The following is a 17,920-nucleotide window of genomic DNA, read 5'->3' as shown; positions in this document are numbered from 1 at the left end:
TCAGGCGATGCGACCTGCATCACCGTGATGCCGGGACAGGACCCTGTAAAGCTCCGTCAAGCTGTCTGGACCTGGCCGTTCGGCCCCTTCACCGCCGGCCAGACGCCAGAGACGCTCTACATTGAGATCCTGAGTAGCCTGCGCAAGTTCGTCGTTGAGCGAGCGAACGACGCGTGCCGATCGACGCAATAGCAACGAGGTTCTGACGAGCGCGCCGAACAGGATGAGAATGATGCCGACAACGCCGAGAGCAAACGCCGCGAACTGCCGATCATCAAAAAGGGATACGCCGCTGCGAACGGTCGCCATAAAAAAAGCGGCATAGCTCATCAGATAGTTAAACCAATCCTCCATAACGAGCTCCCTCCGCAGCGGTTTAATATCTTGGATTACGCAGAAAAGTCTAACAATTGCCGTCGCTATCCACGCCGCTGAAAATACGTACCGATGTATTAATTAAGATCGAAGCCGCGATGGATCGTAATCCGCAAGCTTGGCCCTTCGATTCCGCCGAAGACGTTAAACACAGCCAACAGTGAGAGAAAGAATGAATAGAAGACGTTTCCTCGCCTCCGTTCCGCTCGCCCTGTTATCTGCCCGCGCGGGTCAGGCTTTGGCGCAGGTGCCGCCGTCCGCGGGGCTTCGCGCCCTTGCCGACAGAAAATCGTTTCGGTTCGGTTCGGCGATCGATCCGGAGGATGTCGGCAATCCGATTGCGTCGCAGATATACATCGACAACGTCAATTCGATAACGCCGCGAAACCAGCTGAAGTGGAATGCAACGGAAAAAAGGCCAGGCGTCTTTTCCTTCGGCCCTGCCGATCAAATCGTTACGTTTGCACGCAAAAACAACATGAGGGTTTATGGACACACGCTTGTCTGGTATCGCACGCCCGACTGGGTGTCCGCCATCACCGACGCTGCGACCATTCGGGCGGCGATGAACCGTCATATAAAACAGGTTGTCGGTCGCTATAAGGAGTCGATCGATGCGTGGGATGTGGTGAACGAGCCGTTGGAATATGATGTGCCGGATCTGCGGAACTGCGTTTTCCGACGCCTTCTTGGCGACGACTATATCCGCATGAGCTTCGACATGGCACACGAGGCCAATCCCGACGCGATGCTGGTTCTCAACGAGACGCACCTGGAGAAAAAATCCGACGTGTTCGAACAGAAGCGTGCACGCATCCTGAAGATTGTCGAGAATCTCGTCGCCAGAAAGACGCCGATCGGTGCCGTCGGGCTGCAATCGCATTTCCGCCCCGGTCTCGATCGGATCGATCCGGAGGGCATGGGCCGATTCTGTGCAACGCTGAAGGATATGGGTGTCGGGGTTTTTATCACCGAACTCGATGCGTCCTGCCACTTCCTCAACCGCGACAAAGGCTCCGCGCCGGTCTCCTATGCCGAGATTTTCGGTGACGTGATCACCATCGCAGCCGAGCGTGGTGACTTGAAAGGCGCCACCGTTTGGGGCATGTCGGAGAAATATGGCGGGCTTGACGAGAAGGACACCAACCCCGGCGCGGCATGCACGAAGCGCGTTAATCTTTACGACGAAAACAACGATCCGAGAAGTTCGATTGACGGCATCAAGCGGGCAATAAAGGCAATGTGATCGCCAAGACAGTGGAGACGCGAACAGATTCATGAGAAAAGCCGTTATTTACGTGGAAAAATTTCTGCCTGCCAGCCAGGCATTTGTTCTCAACCAGGCGGTGGCGTTTCGCTCCTTCGAAGCTGAAATTCTTGCCGGTTCGCGAATCTCTTCCGCCCATACAAAAAAATCGACTGTCCCGGTTCATGACATTCGTCGGTCTCCCGTTGCGCGGGCCGGTGAGCTACTTCTGAAAATCCCGCAGGTCGGCCTGCCTTTTCTCTTTCCCGCGATCAGCCAAGCCGATCTTGTCCATGCCCATTTCGGCAAGAACGGCTATGTCATCGGTCCGCTCGCGCGCGCCGCCGGCAAGCCGCTCGTCACGACGTTTCATGGCTTCGACGCCACCTATCGTGGCGATCCGAAAAAACCGGGCGGCTTCAATCAGGTGCGTTTCTTCGCCAAGGGCCGGAGCGAGATGGCAGGCTGGAACAGCTGGAACATCGCCGTTTCCGATTTCATCCGAGAGCGGTTGCTGGCGCTCGGCTTCCGCGCCGACCGCGTCTTTCGCCATCACATCGGCATCGATCTCGATCTCTTCAAAATGGAGCCGCGTCCACGAAAAAAGGGGCTGGTGGTTTCCATTGCCCGTTTCGTCGACTATAAGGGCCACCGCTTCATGATCGACGCGCTTTCACGCGTGGCGGCGGCCGGCACCCCGGTTGAATTCGTCATGGTCGGACAGGGACCATTGAAGGAGGAAATCGAAGCTTTGGCGCGCCGTTCCTTGCCAAGCGTCACGATCCATGAAAATCTGTCGCAGACGGAGATAAGGGATCTGCTCGCCAGTGCGGAACTCTATCTTCACGGCAGCGTGACGCTCGACAATGGTCACGCGGAAGCCTTCGGCCTCGCCAATCTGGAGGCCGAAGCCGTCGGCACTCCGGTCGTCGCATTCCGCTCGGGAGGCGTGGGCGAAGCGATCGAAGAGGGGAAAACTGGTTATCTCGTGGAGGAGCGGGATGTCGCGGGCATGGCGGAAGCGGTCGGAAGGCTGCTCAACGACCAGGCCCTGTGGACAGCCTTCAGCGCGCGGGCACCGCTTCTGGTGGCCGAGCGCTTCGACATACGTCGTCAAACGGGGATGCTAGAGGACTATTACAGTTCCGTACTAGACCAATTTTCCAGCCGGGGTCGGACTTGATGGTGCAGACAGGAAAGAAGCCGAAATGGGGACTGAACGTATTTCGGCCGCTGCGGAACGGGATCGTTAAGACCAAGTGGCTCTATTATACGAAATTCTGGGGTATGGACATCGATCCGACCGCCAGCTTTTCGCTGAGCGTGCGCTTCGACAAGACCAATCCGAAGGGACTGCATATCGGCGCCGAAACCTATGTCGCCTTCGAAGCCGCCATCCTGACCCACGACCTCACACGCGGTCTCTACCTTCACACGAGGATCGGCAAACGCTGCTTCATCGGCGCCCGCAGCATCATCCTGCCCGGCGTGGAGATCGGCGACGAATGCGTCATCGGCTCCGGCTCGGTGGTGACCAAGAGCGTGCCGCCGCGCTCGCTCGTGGCCGGCAACCCGGCCAAGATAATCCGCAGCGACATCAAGATCATTTCGCGTTACGGACGCATGGCCCGCGAGGACGAAACGGTCACGCAGATCGTGACGCACTTGCCGACTGGAGAAGCACGATGAAGATGTTTGCCTATCGCGGGAAACACGAGAATTTCGGCGACGAACTGAACCATTGGCTCTGGGAACGTCTGCTGCCCGCCTTCTTCAATGACGACGAGCGCCAGCTCTTTCTCGGCATCGGTTCGATCCTCTACGATAATTTCGACCCGAACATACAGAAGATCGTCTTCGGCTCGGGCTATGGCGGCTACACCAACGCGCCGAAGGTCGACGGCAACTGGACCTTCTACTTCGTGCGCGGAAAAAAGACCGCCGAGGTCCTCGGCATCGATCCGAGCTACGCCATCGGCGATTCGGGCATCCTGACGCGCAGCTGCTGGGATGCGAAGAGCGTTGAGAAGCGCTACCCCGTCTCCTTTATGCCGCACTACGAAAGCGCCATGTACGGCAGCTGGGACAAGGTCTGCGACCTCGCCGGCATCCATTATATCGATCCCCGCTGGTCGGTGGAAAAGGTTCTGACCGAACTCAGCGCATCGCAGAAGGTCGTCTCCGAAGCGATGCATGGCTGCATTATCTCAGATGCGCTGCGCGTTCCGTGGCGGGCGATCCGGCCGATCGCGCCGGGCAATCGCGCCAAGTGGCATGACTGGGCGAGTGCGCTCGATCTGGAGATCGATTTCGATCCGATCGGCCCGTCGAACCTCGTCGAAGCAGGCGCATCTTTGGTGCGGAAAAACACATATCTGTTGAAGAACATCACGTTCCGCCACCGCCGCATCCGGCAACTGACCGGCAACTATGTCTTCGGCTCGACCGTCAAGACGTTGCAGCGGGTGGCTGAGAAGCCGGGACAGCTCAGCTCCGACGAGGCTATCGTAAGAGCCCACGAGAAAATGCTGGTCGAGCTGGATCGGCTGAAGCAGGATTTTTCCACGAAGACGGCCAGCGCCCTTTGATGTCGCAGACTCCGTGACGAGGCAATAAGGCATGATGCTTTCTAATTCCGCCAATACTCTCCGCTTCCGCAAGGGCAAGAAGCACTCCGGATGGGCCTGCAGCCCGATGAAATGGTCAACGTCATCGACCTCGGGAGCCGTTCGCCCATGAGCAGTGTTACCGACCGGCTGATTCAAGGCAGCATGTGGCTGAGTTTGTCCCGCGCCATCGTCAACGGACTCTCGGCGCTCAGCACCTTCGTACTCGCCTGGTACCTGGTGCCGGCTGACTTCGGTCTCGTCGCCATTGCAACGACGATCCAGGTCATTCTGAGTTCGGTCACCGAACTCTCGCTCAATCAGGCGCTTATCCGCCACGAGTCGCCCAGCGAAACGCACTTCAGCGCGGTCTGGACCTTGAGCGTGACGAGAAGCGCGATATTGGCGCTGCTGTTTGCCGCCGCGTCCTATCCGATCGCCGAATTTTATGATGAGCCGCGGCTGACGAGCGTCATGCTTGCCTTGAGTTTCAGCCTGCTCTTGAGCGGTCTTGCCAATCCACGCCGTGTCATGCTCCAGCGCGATCTGATCTTCTGGCAGGAATTCGTCCTCAACGTCTCGCAAAAGCTGGTCGGCTTCATCGTGACGGTGGCGATTGCGGCCATCTATCAGAGTTACTGGGCCCTCGTGATCGGCACCCTCGCCTATCAGGTGACCAATATCATCGTTTCCTACACCGTCCTGCCATTCTGGCCGCGCATCACCTTTCGGCACGCACGCGAATTGTTTTCGTTCTCGGTGTGGCTGACGGCCGGACAGATCGTCAACACGCTGAATTGGCGGATCGAATATCTGCTGATCGGAAAGTTGCTCGGCGCCACGCAGCTCGGCCACTACACCGTCGGCAACACCCTTTCGACGCTGCCGACGCGCGAGGCCACGGCGCCGTTGAATCAGACGATCTACCCAGGCTTCTCGAAGGTCCGCAACGATCCGGTCCGGCTGATCGCAGCCTATCAGCGCGCACAGGCGCTGCTGGCCGCTGTGGCGCTTCCGGCGGGCATCGGCATGGCCGTGGTGGCCGAGCCGATGATGCGGCTTGCCTTGGGAGAGAAGTGGATTCCCGCCATCTTCATCGTCCAGGCGCTCGCATCGGTCTTTGCCCTGCAGACGCTCGGCTCACTCGTCCAGCCGCTCGGCATGGCGAAGGGCCATACGAAGATGCTGTTCATCCGCGACACGCAGATGCTGGTGGTCCGCATTCCCATCATCATCGCCGGCCTGATGATGGCCGGGCTTCCGGGTGTCGTTTATGCCCGGGTGTTGACCGGCCTGATTTCCACCGTGGTCAACATGCTTCTCGTCAAGCGCTTGATCAATCTGCCGTTCTTCCAGCAGCTTGCGGCCAACTTCCGCGCGCTTGCCAGCGTCGCCTTGATGGCCGCCGGCGTCTGGGGATTGTCGCACATTCTGAGCATGCCTACAGACAAGCTGCATCTGGCGCTCTATCTCGCCTTCCTCGTCACCACGGGCGGCATCATCTACGCCGGGTCGAGCTTTGTTCTCTGGGTGGCGATGAAGAAGCCAAATGGCCCGGAAACTGAAGTTCAGCGTATCGTTGTCAAGTTCCTGTCAAAAGCAAAACGTATTGCCGTACCCAAATCGGCCTGAAGTTAAACGAACATCAACAAGAGAGGCAGAATGACCAGCCAATCCAGACCGGAGCTGATCGCAAAACTCAACGGCATGATCCATGATTGCCTGAAGGACTATGTCTCGCGCGATGAACCGCTTGCGATTCTCGACTTTCCCGACATCCGCAATTGCGGCGACTCGGCGATCTGGCTGGGAGAGATGGCCTATCTCAGGGATCGCTTCGGCAAGCGCCCGGACTATGTTTCCAGGCTCTACGACTTCTCCGCCGACGAGCTGAAACGGCGTGTGCCGACCGGTCCGATCTTCATTCACGGCGGCGGCAATTTCGGCGACATCTGGGTCGCCCACCAGGACTTCCGCGAAATGATCATGGAACGCTTCCCGGATCGGCAGATCGTCCAGTTCCCGCAATCGATCCACTACAGTTCGCCCGAGCGCATCGAGCAGTCCAAAAAGGCCATCGGACGCCACAAGAATTTCGTACTGCTGGTGCGCGATGAAGAATCGAAGGAGTTTTCCGAGAAGCACTTCGACTGCACCGTGCGGCTGTGCCCGGATATGGCTTTCGCCATCGGCCCGCTGCCGGAAAGGGCGACGCAGATTCCCGTCCTCGCCATGTTGCGGGAGGATGCGGAACGCGTTGGCGGCGGTGATCGCAAGATTCCTTCCGATATTCCTGTGGAAGACTGGATTACGGAATCGAAGCGGAAGGTGGACATCGCCAAGAAGTTGGGCGTAGCCTCCGCTTATCTCGCATTGAAGCCGAGCGAGGTTGCCTTGCGCAGGTTGGATGCTGCGGCTCATAACCGCTTCGAGCGTGGCATCAGTCAGATTTCGCGCGCCCGCGCGATCGTGACCGACCGCCTGCACGTCCATATCTGCTCGCTGCTGCTCGGCCGTCCGCATGCGGTGCTGGACAACAGCTATGGAAAGATCCGCCGCTTCATGAATGCTTTCTCCGGCGGAACCGACCTTTCCTACAAAGCGACCTCGCTCGAAGACGGAATCGAGTGGGCGCGTCAGCAGGCTGCCAAGGGGCGCGTCGCTGAAAAAGAAGCTGTGGGCCTGCGGGCTTAAGGGGGAATTCGATGCCACTTGTCACCTTCATCATCCCGGTCCGACATCAGGACAACGCGCGCGATTGGAGCAAGCTGAAGGCAAATCTCAGCCAGACCGTGGCCTCCATTTCCAATCAGACCAATGGCGATTGGCGCGGCATCATCGTAGCCAACGAAGGGGCCGATCTGCCTGATCTGCCGGAGAAATTTTCCGCCGTTCGTGTGACGTTTCCGCCGAACGACATGCACGAACTCGGAAAGGGCAGCAAGGAAGACTTCCTCGATGCCTTCCGCGCAGACAAAGGCCGGCGCGTTCTGAGCGGCATGCTGGCCGCGGCCGTCAGCCGCTTTTTCATGATTGTCGATGACGACGATTTCGTCAGCTCCCGGATCGTGCAATATGTATCGGAAAACCGGGATGCCAACGGATGGACGATCGACAACGGTTACATCTGGGACGACGGCGGCAATTTTCTGCTCGGCCATGATGACTTCAGCCATCTCTGCGGCACCTCGCTGATCATTCGCGCCGATCTGTATGAGCTGCCGCAGCGGTTTGAAGACGCCTCTCTCGACTGGATCAAGTCGATGCTGGGCAGCCACGTCCGCATTGCGGGCATTCTTGCCCAGCGCGGAGCGCCCCTGACCAAACTGCCCTTCCGGGGGGCAGTCTACCGGGTCGCCCATGGTGGATCGCACAGCCGCGCGCCGAGCCTGATGCGGCAGTATTTTCTCAATCGCGGCGTACTTCTGAAGCCGCGACGGTTGTTGCGCAATTTTCGCAAGCTGAGGGTTCTCGGCGGCGGTTACCGGCGCGAATTCTTCGGCGGGGCGCGGTCGAATCCCGCATAGCAAACCGATCCGTCCAATAGGCATAGGCAGTCAAATCATGAGGCTTTTCTCTTTCGACTTCACCAAAAGGGTTGGTAACTGATGTCGGATCTTTTCGTCAGCGTGCTCTTTTCATCCTATAATGGCGCCAGCCGCCGGCTGCGCCATACTTTGGATTCATTGGTGAGCCAGGAGCTTCCCCATGATCGATGGGAATTGATCGCTGTCGACAACAATAGCAAGGACGATACGTTCGACCTTCTGAAATCGTATAGCGAGAAGCTCCCGATCACCATCCTGCAGCAGCGCAAGCCGGGAAAGTCCAGTGCGCTGAATCTGGCCTTGGATCGGGTGAAGGGGGATCTCGTTGTCCTTACCGACGACGACATCCGCGCCGAACCAAATTGGCTGAAAGCGATCGTCGATTGTGCCGCAGCCCATCCGAGCTTTGGCGTCTTCGGCGGCAGAATCGTTCCAGATTGGGAGGAGGAGCCGAAGGACCGCTTTATCGACTGGATTCCCATGGGATCGACATTCGCGATCGTCGATGAAACACAAAGCGGACCGTGCGATCCGACAAAGGTTTGGGGCCCGAACACGATCGTTCGGCGAGAGTTGCTGGGGACGAGCGTACGCTATCGAGAAGACATCGGCCCTCTTCCGGGAAAGATGTTCGCGATGGGTGAAGATGCTGAAATCATCATCCGCCTGGCCGCGGGCGGAGCCAAATCCTATCGATGCGCCGAAGCCGTGGTTCACCACTGGATCCCGGCGTCGAGCGTGACCGAGAATTGGGTGCAGAAACGCGGCGAGCGGCTTGGCTACGGCATGCCGGCACTCTTTCCTGATGAGGTGCCGGAAGGCGTGAGGATAAGCGGCGTTCCATTGCCGACCTGGATCGAAAGCGCACAGTGGGCTTTCCGAGCAGCCCTCCTCTATCTCCTGCCGCGGTCGAAGAAGCGTTTCTGGGCGATTTGGAAATACTACTACATGCGCGGGTATCGTGCCGGGATTCGCCGATACGCGCCGCTGGGGCGGTGATCGATTGGCCCAGGAGACGGTAATTTGAAACTTTCGGTGCTGATCAACAATTTCAATTATGGGCAGTTCTTGCGCCCATGCATCGACAGCGTCCTGTCGCAGACCTATCCCGACTACGAGGTGATTGTCGTCGACGATGGCTCCACGGATGATTCCAGGGAGATCCTCGCTTCCTACGGCGAGCAGATCCGATCCGTATTGAAGGAAAACGGCGGCCAGGCCTCAAGCTTCAACGCAGGTTTTGCGGCTGCAAGCGGCGATATCCTCTTTCTCCTCGATGCCGATGATGCGTTTCTGCCTGGCAAACTCGCGCGCATCGTCGAGGTCTATGACCGCAACGAGATCGACTGGTGTTTCGACCGTGTGACGACCAACGAAGACGACCAGTCTCCCGCGCAGTTGCAGGTGACGCTGTTCGACAAACGGGACACGTTGCGCAGGGGCGGCTTTCCCTCGCTTCCGGTGCCGACCTCCGGCTTGAGCTTCCGCCGCGACCTTCTGTCCCAGATCCTGCCGATGTCGGTCGCGAAAGACGTCGTGCTCAGCGACAATTACATCAAGTTTGCAGCCGCCTATCTCGGTCGCGGCGCCATCGTCGAAACGCCGCTGACCTTTCAGCGCATGCATGCCTCGAACCGCTATACGGGCACGAGCAGGGCAAAAACACTGCGCCCACGGATCATGATCGCCACAGGATTGGAGCTGGCGCGCCGCTATGATGGGCTGCATGCGCTGGGCAAGAGCCTGGTGGCCGGAGGCATTGCCGAAACGACATCGCTTTTGAAACTGAGGAGCGAAGCTCGCAACACGGTGGCCGGCGGTCCGTTCGGCGATGATGCCGTCAACGAAGTGGCCCTGATGGCCGCGCGCAAGCGTTTGGGCACTATGCTGCGGAGAGGACAGTCATGAACCAGCAGGACACTTTTCCGCGTTCATCAGCCGGAACTGATCCGTCAGGCGCGTCGCCGTTGAACATCGCCGTCGGCGTGCTGACCTATCGGCGGCTGGACGGAATTGCCAAGCTGCTCGACGTGATGACACGCCAGACCAGGCATCCGGCTCGCCCCTATCACCTGACGATGGTGATCGTCGACAACGATGCCGCCGGCAGCGCAAGAGCCACGGTCGAGGCCTTTGGCCAAACGGGCGCCTATGATCTGATCTATGTCGTCGAGCCGAACCAGGGCATTCCCTTTGCGCGCAATCGCGCGCTCGATTCAGCCCCGGCCGGCACCGACCTCTTCTGCTTTCTCGACGATGACGAATGGCCGGTCGATGGCTGGCTCGATGCGATGCTGGAGACCCGGGAGAAAAATCGCGCCGATTGCGTCTACGGTCCGGTCCAGCCGGTCTATCCCGAGAATCCGCCGGAATATTTCATCAAGGCAAGGGTATTCGAGCGCAAGAAGAATAAGGACGGCCAGCGCATTTCCTATGCGGCTTCGAACAATGTCATGTTCGATTATCCCCTCATCCGCTCGTGGAATCTGCGCTTCGAAGAGAAAATGCGCTTCACCGGCGGCACTGACTATCTCTTCTTCAATCAGGCAATTCGTCGTGGCATGCAGGTTTTCTGGGCTGACAAGGCGCTCGTCTATGATATCGTTCCCGCCAGCCGCATGACTTGGAAATGGGTGTTGCAGCGACAATACCGGCTCGGCAACACTTTCGCCGTCAGCGAAGTCCTGCACGGCAACCTCAAGCGCCGGCTCTACCGCGCGGCCTATGGCGCCACGAGAGTGATGCTTGGGCTGGTTATGCTGCCGGCGATCCTGGTTTCACCCTATTGGGGCATGCGGGCACTCACCCATGTACTACGCGGTGCCGGCATGGTGAACGGAATTCTCGGACACGCATACCAGGAATACAGGCCCAATGCCGCCTTCTGATACTGTTTGCAGGAGTACACTCGGATGAGTCTCGGCCATTCTTATCTTTCGGACCAGGAAGTCATCCTGCGGCCAGTCGTCCGACCGCGGCCACGTCGCGGCATCAGAAAGGAAACGCTTGTCCGCGTGCTCCTCACCGGAATGTTCTATCTAACACTCTTGCGAACAACCGGGATGTGGTACGGCTATCCCTCAAACTTCAATGAAGATGCATCTGTTGATCCGTTCGCGCAGAAACTGATGCTGTACAGCCTCATTCCGCTGATCGGCCTTTACTTCGTATTGGAACCAAACCGATTCCTTTCCTATTTTCGTAGGATACCGGTTCTGGTTTTCATCGTTATTATAATTTCAATCATTTCCCTTGGGCTTTCCATCAGTTTTAGCGCATCCGTGCGCGGCATTGCCGCCGTCGCCGTGCTGACAGTAGCGCCGTTGCTTTACCGGCATCGATACGGCAGCGTTGAAACCTTCCGGCTTCTGGCGACCTTTGGTATGTTCGCGGCGTTTGCGAACATCCTGTATACCGTGGCCTTGCCAAGATATGGTGTGATGGGAGGATCCTATGCCGGCATGGTTAAGGGTCTATTCTACCACAAGAACGGCCTAGGTCAGTTTTGCGCCGTTAGTTTCATAACCATGCTGTCGCTGGGAATGCCGAGGGGGCCATTACGCTATAGCCAACTTCTACGCTGGGCGGCGTTGCTGTGTACTCTCCTACTCATCGTTGTTTCCAAATCTTCGACTGCGGTTGTTATGGTGGCTATCGGCGTGGCCACATTGGCCGGCTCACGTATGATGCAAACTGTGAGAAACTCACTGGCGCGCTCCTTCATTGTTTTCTTCTTCTGCATTATTTTGGGAGTGGCGGCATCCTTCGCCTATCTTGGCGTTGCACAAGTGATTGCGGACGCATTTGGAAAAGACCTTACCTTTTCCGGACGCACCAACATCTGGGAACAATTGCTGCCTCTGGTATACGACCGCCCTCTTTTTGGTTACGGTTTTGCCGTTTTCCGTCAGCCTGAAATTATGGAGCAATATGTCTCGCTGACCTTCGACGCACGCTCCACCCATAACACCTATTTGGAACTCGCGCTCAACATCGGGGTCCCAGGCATGATTGCCTGGACAGCCTTTATTCTTCAGCGTTTGGGCGGCCGTCTAGTAACGATCCAACGCTCTACCGAACTTCGTGCCACACACTCCAAGGAAGTTGCAATCATTCTTCTGATCGTGGTTGGCTCAATGATGGAAGCGGGAATGATGCTGGCGCCAGTCATTCTCTGGCCTTACCTGGTTGTCTCGCTTCCGCTAAGCAGAATGAAGAGCGGTGGCTCGTCGATGAACACACACAGTGGATAGAAGTTTTAATTATTTTGCGATCGCTGCCGGTGGCCGTGCTTTGATTTATACGTTCATCGAAAAGCCAGTGGGGCGCTACCCCAAATCCATCAGCCTCAGAGATAAGGTTGTTGCGGCTTAGCGCCTTGGCCCGAAAGTTGGAATCGATCTTTCGGAAAGCACGATGTCTAGATTGAAAGCGACGCGCTTTGGTCGTGCGTCCTAAACGACGCACGGCTCCCAGCGCACTGGAAGCCGTCCATTCTTCAACTGGTCGATCCCACATGGCGTCGAGGCCGCGGATGACAGCGCATTCATTGCATCAGCGCTTGGGCGCATTCGTTGCGGGATGTGTAGAGGTGAAGTCACCACTGTTCACACAGGAGCTGAAACTAATTCAGCGCACCGGCGTATCAATATGCCTCACAATACCAGTCACCCAAGATTGTTTGTCGGAAAAAGACGTCGTCCTCATTTTCTCCTCGTCATCCGCCGGAAGGACTGCCCTGGCGGCAACTTCCGAGCCGACTGTCGATAGATGCTGGTTGTCTATGAACAACGGGGCGCCGTCGGCGGCGGAAAAACTGCACCGAGCTCCCGGGCAAAGCGCGTTGAAAGGATCGACCAGGGCCACGCCAGGCGGTGATTTCTCCGCGACACGCGTGATGATATCCCTGACCGGATCGTTGAAATTCGCGACAGCTTTCATCGGAGCATCATATGGTGTCAGATCACGATCGCCGTCGATCCATCTTCCAAACGCCGCTCTGAAGGGTATCGCACGCTGGAGCACGGCACGGACAGGGTTAAAGTTGAACAGTGGAACGTCTTGCAGAAGGACGACATCCTTGTTCATGGCCCGCAATTGGGCGACCTGCGATGCAAGTGCCGACTCCAGGGTCGGCCCATTTTGGTTTTCGGCCTGCTCTGCGCCATTGGCGCCTGGGCTGATATAGCGCGAACCGGTCTCTGCCTCACGCATCGGAGCAGACCAGTACCCGGCCAGGATAACTTTCTTGATCGCGTCGTTTTCACGCAGCAAACCCAATACTTTGGCGTTATAAGCCGAGCATTCTGCAGCATGGAGCGGATGATTGGGCATATAGCGCGTGGCGTCTGTCAGCGGCGGGCAGGATGTTTTGGTAAAGACGTAAAGCTGGTAACCCCGCTCTTGCGCGATGGCTCGCAATCCGGGCGCAAGTGCAGCCGCATGGCTGTCGCCGATCAAGGCTATCGCAGGCTCGGTATTGCCTGCAGGTTGGCAGTTGCTGCCGAGAGCTGGGGCGGTTGCACCATAAGATACGAGGCACGCTTCACGCCCGCCTGCGATCTCTTCAATCCTGGTAACCTGTGAACCAAATCTCTGTGGAACGCCGGCCAGTAGCGCGGTCAGCGCGAAAGGAAGCGCGAAAACCGCCAGGGCCGTTGCGTAGCGCCAAAGTGTGCGGCCATTGGAAAGACCCGGGCGCCGAAACGGTTTCTCCACGAGATAATACGTCAGAACCGCCAAAATAAATGAGAGTCCAACGATGAGCAAAGCCGTCGATTGCGGCAATGGCCAGACGGATGCGACGCTGGCGAAGCTCAAAAGAGGCCAATGCCACAGATACCAGGAATATGAGACAAGCCCGATAAAAACGAACGGCCGCGAACCGAGTGCAAAAGCCACGATCGAGCTTGGCGTCGCAATCAGCAGCGCCGACCCGAGAACCGGCAAAAGCGCCGCAGCTCCGGGAAAAGGCGTGGAATCGTTGTAGACGCAGATCGGGACGACAATCAATATCGCGCCGATCAATGCAATGGCATTGACGACTGCGCTTCCCCCCCGATCGAGACGCAAACCCTTTGTCTCCATCACAGCGAGAATGCCGCCAATCCCCAGCTCCCACGCGCGGGTCGGAAGCAGGTAAAAGGTGAAAGCCGGATTGATCTTCAACGCTGCAACGGAAAATATGAAGGAGAGTACGACAAGCGATGCGATTGCGGGAAGAATAGCCCGCTTGAAGTAGCGGTTCAGGAACAAAATGATCCAGGGAAAGACCATATAAAACTGTTCCTCCACGCCGAGACTCCAGGTCATCAGCATGGGCAGCTGGTCGGATGCCGGCGAGAAGTAGTTGCTGGAAAGCCAATAATAGACGTTGGAAAAGCCTAACATGGCAGCAACGGCACTATGCGAAAATTTCCTGAACTCGCCCGGGGACAAGAGGAGAAAACCGATCAGAAACGAAACAGCCAATACGAAAAACAGCGCCGGCAAGATGCGCCGTGCCCGCCGCGCATAGAATCTTGTGAATTTGAATTCCGATTTTAGAATGTCGCCATAAATATGTCCTGTAATGAGATACCCGGAGATGACGAAGAAAATATCGACACCAACGAATCCGCCGGAAAATGACCTCAAACCTGCATGAAACAGCACAACAGAAATGACGGCAACCGAACGAAGACCATCTATATCGGGACGGTAAGTGCGTACGGGATTGTTGTGCATCCGATTGTCCTTTCGAGGTGATACAAGACGATACACTGTCACTCGCGAAGTCAATGCCGGCCGAGCCACTCACATTGCATTGCATTCAAAAATGGTGCATTGCAATAGGAAATCACACTCTCCAACGCATGGCTCGCAAAATGTGAACAATTCGCAACGGGCCTAAATATGCTGAGACACCATAGCAGCCATAAGATAGTGCGAGGATGGATCTAATATGACTGACGGAAAAAAACGGAAAATTCTCGCCGCTTCGTCCGGAGGTGGTCACTGGGAACAGATGATGGCTATGCGCGCCGCCTTCGAGGGTAGCGAGGTATTTTTCGCCACCACGATTCCCGGTCTCTTAAAAAAGTACGATATCAGCAATGGCTTGGTTTTGCCCGATTGCAGTCGGGATTCAATCGTTATGTCAATCAAGTGTTTTTTCAGCGCGTTCTACATTGTCTTCAAGCTGAAGCCCGATGTCATCCTGTCGACGGGAGCAGCTCCAGGCCTGTTCTGCCTGTTGGCCGGCAGGCTCATGGGCAAGCGAACGATCTGGATCGATAGCGTCGCCAATGTCGAGAAACTGTCCTTATCGGGAAAATTGGCCGGCCATATTGCAACGCTCTGGCTCACGCAATGGCAACATCTCTCGCGGCCGGATGGCCCCCATTACGCAGGAGCTGTCCTTTGATCCTTGTCACCGTCGGAACGCAGCTGCCGTTTGATCGCCTCGTCAAGGCGGTCGATACCTTCGCCAAGGATCTGACCAGACCGGTGCTGGCGCAGATCGGCAAGGGCACCTATACTCCACAGAACATGAAATGGATCAAGAATATCGAGCCTGCGGACTTCGATAGGGTCTTTCGCGATGCGACTGTCATCGTCTCTCATGCGGGAATCGGCACGGTCCTCACGGCGAAGCGTTTCGGCAAACCGATCATTCTTGTTCCGCGGAAGGCGGCACTTGGTGAGCACCGAAACGATCACCAGCTTGCCACGGTCAGCCAGCTTGTCGGCCGGCCGGGCATCTATGTCGCCCAGAACGACGACGAGCTCAAAGACTATCTCCTCCAGGACCTGGACAGCCCCTCTCATCAAGACGTGTCGGATGTCGGCCGGACTTCGCTGGTTAACTATTTGAAGGGTTATCTCGCAACAGGTTGAACCCGCCGACAGGTGCAGACACCCACAGGCGGGGGAGATTCATTCTCCGCAATTGCGGCCGGCTATGTGTCGGGCCAGTTGGGGCACGATGATTTTAGAAGCGACTTCGGGCCGCGGATGTGCGCCGTCAGGAATTGCAGCGGCCAGATCGTCAGGGGTCAGACGCTCCCAATCGGGCCGATAGTCGATAAACTCTAGGCCGCGTTTCCGAGCCTCCGCCTGATGAGCCGAAATATAGCTGCCGACGAAAGGACGGATCAGCCCACGCAGCCCCGAAAACGGATTCATCGCCATGAGGATGATCCGCGCCCGCGGCACGCGTTGATGAAGCTGATCGAGAATGTCGGCAATATTCCTTCGGCTTTGCGCCAGCGACACGAACCGATGCAATGTCGCGTCATTGGCGTAGAGCTCGATCAGAATAATATCCGGCTGCTCGGCAACGACCCGATCCAGTTGGGTCAAAGCCCATGTGGACGTCTCGCCGCTCTTTGCTACGCTGTCGACTCTCACGGATCTCTGCAGGCAGGCAGAAAGCCTTGTCTGGAGGCCGGGCTGCCATCCCCCGCGCGCTGTCAGCGATGTTCCGAAAGCCATTATTTTCAGCAGTGGAAGGTTCTCGGCATCACTCTTTCCAGTCATCAAAACCATCACGAGGCAGGCTAAAAGCAGAACCAGACCCGAGGCCAGTCGCCTCTCGGTCGGCGCCGCTCGCCAAAGCCGCAAACATATCATGACAGAACCATATCTCGGCGAGAGCTATACGTCACCGGCAGGAGAACCTTGTGGAACGGCTGGCAGGCCGTTGAAGCCAGCCTTGCAGCAGGCTTGAGACAATATCATGAAGGACAGATTGTCACGTCCGCTTCAGTGCGCAAGTCAGCCTTGCATCCAACCGGGCGATAGCAGCTGCCTCATGCCGCAACGACGCCGAGGAGCGCCAATCACTCCTCACGAAATACATGCTGCATCTGATCGGTCAGCGGTTTTGTAAGATAAGAGATAACGGTCCGGTCGCCGATCTTGATAAAGACTTCGGCCGGCATGCCGGGATAGAGCTTTATCGATTTCAGCTTTGCGATACTTTGAGCCTCCGGCTTGACGCGCACCGGATAATAGCTGATCCCCGTCCGCTCATCCTTGACGATATCAGGCGCAATTGAGGTGATCACCGCCTGCACATCGGGCGTCGTGCGCTGATCAAAAGCGCTGAAACGCACATCGACGGATTGGCCGACATGGACCTGGTCGATATCGCGGGTGGCGACCTTCGCCTGGACGGTAAGATCGTCATTTTCGGGAACGACAAGCCCCAGCGTCTGACCGGCTTCGATAACGCCATTGACGGTGTGCACCGACAATTCGTGAACGCGGCCACTGAGCGGCGCGGTGATGTCGAGACGGCGGAGTTGATCGAGCGCAGTGCCGCGGCGCTCCTCATTTTCGGCGATTTGAGCTTCGACATCGGTCAGGTCCTTTGCGATCTCCGAACGACGGTCCTCATCCAGCTGAATCGACTGTCGGTCGATTTCGATCGCCTTGCCTTCGGCCTCCGCCTTTGCAGCGATTTCCTGACCGCTGTTACCCTGGAGATCGGCGCGGGCTCGCTTGAGCGTATTCAAACGCTGAAGCGTGACGAGACCCTTCTTGTAGAGAACATCGACGGCTTCGAGCTCCTGTTCGATCAAGCCGAGGGAATCGCCCGTGGCGTTGATCTGAACGACCAAGCCTTTGATCTGCTCGCCCAATTGATCCTTGCGCGACGCCAGCTGACTCTTCATACCGATCAGCGCTGACCTGCGGCTGTCGAACAACTTCCGCTCGCCGTCGAGCAGCTGCTGCGCCGCGGTGCTGGATGTCAGATCGCTGAGGTTTTCTTCGACTTCGAATGACTCGGCGCCGATCCGCTCCGCCTTCAGGCGGGCGCGGCGCGCATAAAGCTGAGCAAGCGTGCTCTCGACAATCGACAGCTGTGCTCTTGTCGCCGTTCCATCAAGCCGTATCAAAACCTGTCCGGCCGACACATGCTCGTTTTCGGAGACTAAAAGTTCCGAGACGATACCGCCCGTCAGATGCTGGATCTTCTTGACGTCGCCGTCGACGACAACGACGCCTTCGCCGATGACGGCGCTCGAAAGTTCCGTCGTCGCCGCCCAACCGCCGATGCCGCAAACCAACGCAATGGACAGCGCGCCGACAACCGCCACATGGCGATTGAGGGAGCGTTTGGATTCACTAATAACTTTGCTCACGATCTTCCTTCCGGC

At 57.3% G+C, this 17,920-nt stretch carries 17 protein-coding genes; 13 read left to right on the top strand and 4 right to left on the bottom strand.

What is annotated here, in order from left to right; translation table 11 throughout:
- Positions 1–354, bottom strand: coding sequence for a hypothetical protein (locus QWJ46_RS01470; RefSeq protein ID WP_302748733.1), 354 nt, complete (start codon positions 352–354; stop codon positions 1–3).
- 193 nt (positions 355–547) lie between these two features.
- Between QWJ46_RS01470 and QWJ46_RS01465 the strand changes: the two genes are divergently transcribed.
- The 11 genes from QWJ46_RS01465 (at position 548) to QWJ46_RS01415 (ending at position 12,028) form a co-directional block, all read left to right on the top strand.
- Positions 548–1,621, top strand: coding sequence for an endo-1,4-beta-xylanase (locus QWJ46_RS01465; protein WP_302748732.1), 1,074 nt, complete (start codon positions 548–550; stop codon positions 1,619–1,621).
- A gap of 31 nt (positions 1,622–1,652) precedes the next feature.
- Positions 1,653–2,804 (top strand): glycosyltransferase, encoded by a 1,152-nt coding sequence (locus tag QWJ46_RS01460; protein ID WP_184453860.1) that lies wholly within the window; start codon positions 1,653–1,655, stop codon positions 2,802–2,804.
- Positions 2,804–3,310, top strand: coding sequence for a DapH/DapD/GlmU-related protein (locus tag QWJ46_RS31225; RefSeq protein ID WP_368046066.1), 507 nt, complete (start codon positions 2,804–2,806; stop codon positions 3,308–3,310). Before QWJ46_RS01460 ends, QWJ46_RS31225 begins: the two co-directional genes overlap by 1 nt.
- Positions 3,307–4,209 (top strand): exopolysaccharide glucosyl ketal-pyruvate-transferase, encoded by a 903-nt coding sequence (pssM, locus tag QWJ46_RS01450; protein ID WP_368046065.1) that lies wholly within the window; start codon positions 3,307–3,309, stop codon positions 4,207–4,209. Before QWJ46_RS31225 ends, pssM begins: the two co-directional genes overlap by 4 nt.
- A gap of 147 nt (positions 4,210–4,356) precedes the next feature.
- Positions 4,357–5,859, top strand: coding sequence for a lipopolysaccharide biosynthesis protein (locus QWJ46_RS01445; protein WP_302748731.1), 1,503 nt, complete (start codon positions 4,357–4,359; stop codon positions 5,857–5,859).
- Between the two features lie 30 nt (positions 5,860–5,889).
- Entirely contained in the window at positions 5,890–6,921 is a 1,032-nt protein-coding gene (locus QWJ46_RS01440) for a polysaccharide pyruvyl transferase family protein (RefSeq protein ID WP_302748730.1), read from the top strand.
- Between the two features lie 11 nt (positions 6,922–6,932).
- Complete coding sequence (locus QWJ46_RS01435) at positions 6,933–7,754, top strand: galactosyl transferase (protein WP_302748729.1); 822 nt, start codon at positions 6,933–6,935, stop codon at positions 7,752–7,754.
- Between the two features lie 81 nt (positions 7,755–7,835).
- Positions 7,836–8,774, top strand: a complete 939-nt coding sequence (locus QWJ46_RS01430; protein ID WP_184453850.1) for a glycosyltransferase family 2 protein — start codon at positions 7,836–7,838, stop codon at positions 8,772–8,774.
- A gap of 24 nt (positions 8,775–8,798) precedes the next feature.
- Positions 8,799–9,683: a glycosyltransferase family 2 protein gene (locus tag QWJ46_RS01425; RefSeq protein ID WP_302748728.1), complete on the top strand. Its 885-nt coding sequence runs from the start codon at positions 8,799–8,801 to the stop codon at positions 9,681–9,683.
- Entirely contained in the window at positions 9,680–10,663 is a 984-nt protein-coding gene (locus QWJ46_RS01420; RefSeq protein WP_302748727.1) for a glycosyltransferase family A protein, read from the top strand. Before QWJ46_RS01425 ends, QWJ46_RS01420 begins: the two co-directional genes overlap by 4 nt.
- A 24-nt stretch (positions 10,664–10,687) precedes the next feature.
- Positions 10,688–12,028: an O-antigen ligase gene (locus QWJ46_RS01415; protein ID WP_184453844.1), complete on the top strand. Its 1,341-nt coding sequence runs from the start codon at positions 10,688–10,690 to the stop codon at positions 12,026–12,028.
- Between the two features lie 376 nt (positions 12,029–12,404).
- Here the strand turns inward: QWJ46_RS01415 and QWJ46_RS01410 are convergent, their stop codons facing one another.
- Positions 12,405–14,501 (bottom strand): acyltransferase family protein, encoded by a 2,097-nt coding sequence (locus QWJ46_RS01410; RefSeq protein ID WP_302748726.1) that lies wholly within the window; start codon positions 14,499–14,501, stop codon positions 12,405–12,407.
- A gap of 217 nt (positions 14,502–14,718) precedes the next feature.
- Between QWJ46_RS01410 and QWJ46_RS01405 the strand changes: the two genes are divergently transcribed.
- Positions 14,719–15,180 carry a glucuronosyltransferase gene (locus tag QWJ46_RS01405; protein ID WP_210630236.1) on the top strand — a complete coding sequence of 154 codons (462 nt, stop codon included), beginning with the start codon at positions 14,719–14,721 and terminating at the stop codon, positions 15,178–15,180.
- Positions 15,177–15,653 (top strand): glycosyltransferase, encoded by a 477-nt coding sequence (locus QWJ46_RS01400; protein WP_302748725.1) that lies wholly within the window; start codon positions 15,177–15,179, stop codon positions 15,651–15,653. Before QWJ46_RS01405 ends, QWJ46_RS01400 begins: the two co-directional genes overlap by 4 nt.
- 39 nt (positions 15,654–15,692) lie before the next feature.
- On the opposite strand, the gene QWJ46_RS01395 is transcribed toward QWJ46_RS01400, so the two are convergent.
- Positions 15,693–16,388 (bottom strand): SGNH/GDSL hydrolase family protein, encoded by a 696-nt coding sequence (locus tag QWJ46_RS01395; RefSeq protein ID WP_302748724.1) that lies wholly within the window; start codon positions 16,386–16,388, stop codon positions 15,693–15,695.
- Between the two features lie 209 nt (positions 16,389–16,597).
- Positions 16,598–17,905 (bottom strand): HlyD family type I secretion periplasmic adaptor subunit, encoded by a 1,308-nt coding sequence (locus QWJ46_RS01390; RefSeq protein ID WP_184453832.1) that lies wholly within the window; start codon positions 17,903–17,905, stop codon positions 16,598–16,600.
- Positions 17,906–17,920 lie beyond the last annotated feature (15 nt).

The organism is Rhizobium sp. CBN3 (assembly GCF_030518245.1).
In the GTDB taxonomy this organism is placed as follows: Bacteria; Pseudomonadota; Alphaproteobacteria; order Rhizobiales; family Rhizobiaceae; genus Rhizobium; species Rhizobium aethiopicum_A.
This window is presented reverse-complemented; position numbering and strand designations above follow the sequence as displayed.

Coding starts and splice junctions, on each gene's coding strand:
- QWJ46_RS01470 (WP_302748733.1), bottom strand. CDS start 354: ATGGAGGATTGGTTTAACTATCTGATGAGCTATGCCGCTTTTTTTATG.
- QWJ46_RS01465 (WP_302748732.1), top strand. CDS start 548: ATGAATAGAAGACGTTTCCTCGCCTCCGTTCCGCTCGCCCTGTTATCT.
- QWJ46_RS01460 (WP_184453860.1), top strand. CDS start 1,653: ATGAGAAAAGCCGTTATTTACGTGGAAAAATTTCTGCCTGCCAGCCAG.
- QWJ46_RS31225 (WP_368046066.1), top strand. CDS start 2,804: ATGGTGCAGACAGGAAAGAAGCCGAAATGGGGACTGAACGTATTTCGG.
- pssM (WP_368046065.1), top strand. CDS start 3,307: ATGAAGATGTTTGCCTATCGCGGGAAACACGAGAATTTCGGCGACGAA.
- QWJ46_RS01445 (WP_302748731.1), top strand. CDS start 4,357: ATGAGCAGTGTTACCGACCGGCTGATTCAAGGCAGCATGTGGCTGAGT.
- QWJ46_RS01440 (WP_302748730.1), top strand. CDS start 5,890: ATGACCAGCCAATCCAGACCGGAGCTGATCGCAAAACTCAACGGCATG.
- QWJ46_RS01435 (WP_302748729.1), top strand. CDS start 6,933: ATGCCACTTGTCACCTTCATCATCCCGGTCCGACATCAGGACAACGCG.
- QWJ46_RS01430 (WP_184453850.1), top strand. CDS start 7,836: ATGTCGGATCTTTTCGTCAGCGTGCTCTTTTCATCCTATAATGGCGCC.
- QWJ46_RS01420 (WP_302748727.1), top strand. CDS start 9,680: ATGAACCAGCAGGACACTTTTCCGCGTTCATCAGCCGGAACTGATCCG.
- QWJ46_RS01415 (WP_184453844.1), top strand. CDS start 10,688: ATGAGTCTCGGCCATTCTTATCTTTCGGACCAGGAAGTCATCCTGCGG.
- QWJ46_RS01410 (WP_302748726.1), bottom strand. CDS start 14,501: ATGCACAACAATCCCGTACGCACTTACCGTCCCGATATAGATGGTCTT.
- QWJ46_RS01405 (WP_210630236.1), top strand. CDS start 14,719: ATGACTGACGGAAAAAAACGGAAAATTCTCGCCGCTTCGTCCGGAGGT.
- QWJ46_RS01395 (WP_302748724.1), bottom strand. CDS start 16,388: ATGATATGTTTGCGGCTTTGGCGAGCGGCGCCGACCGAGAGGCGACTG.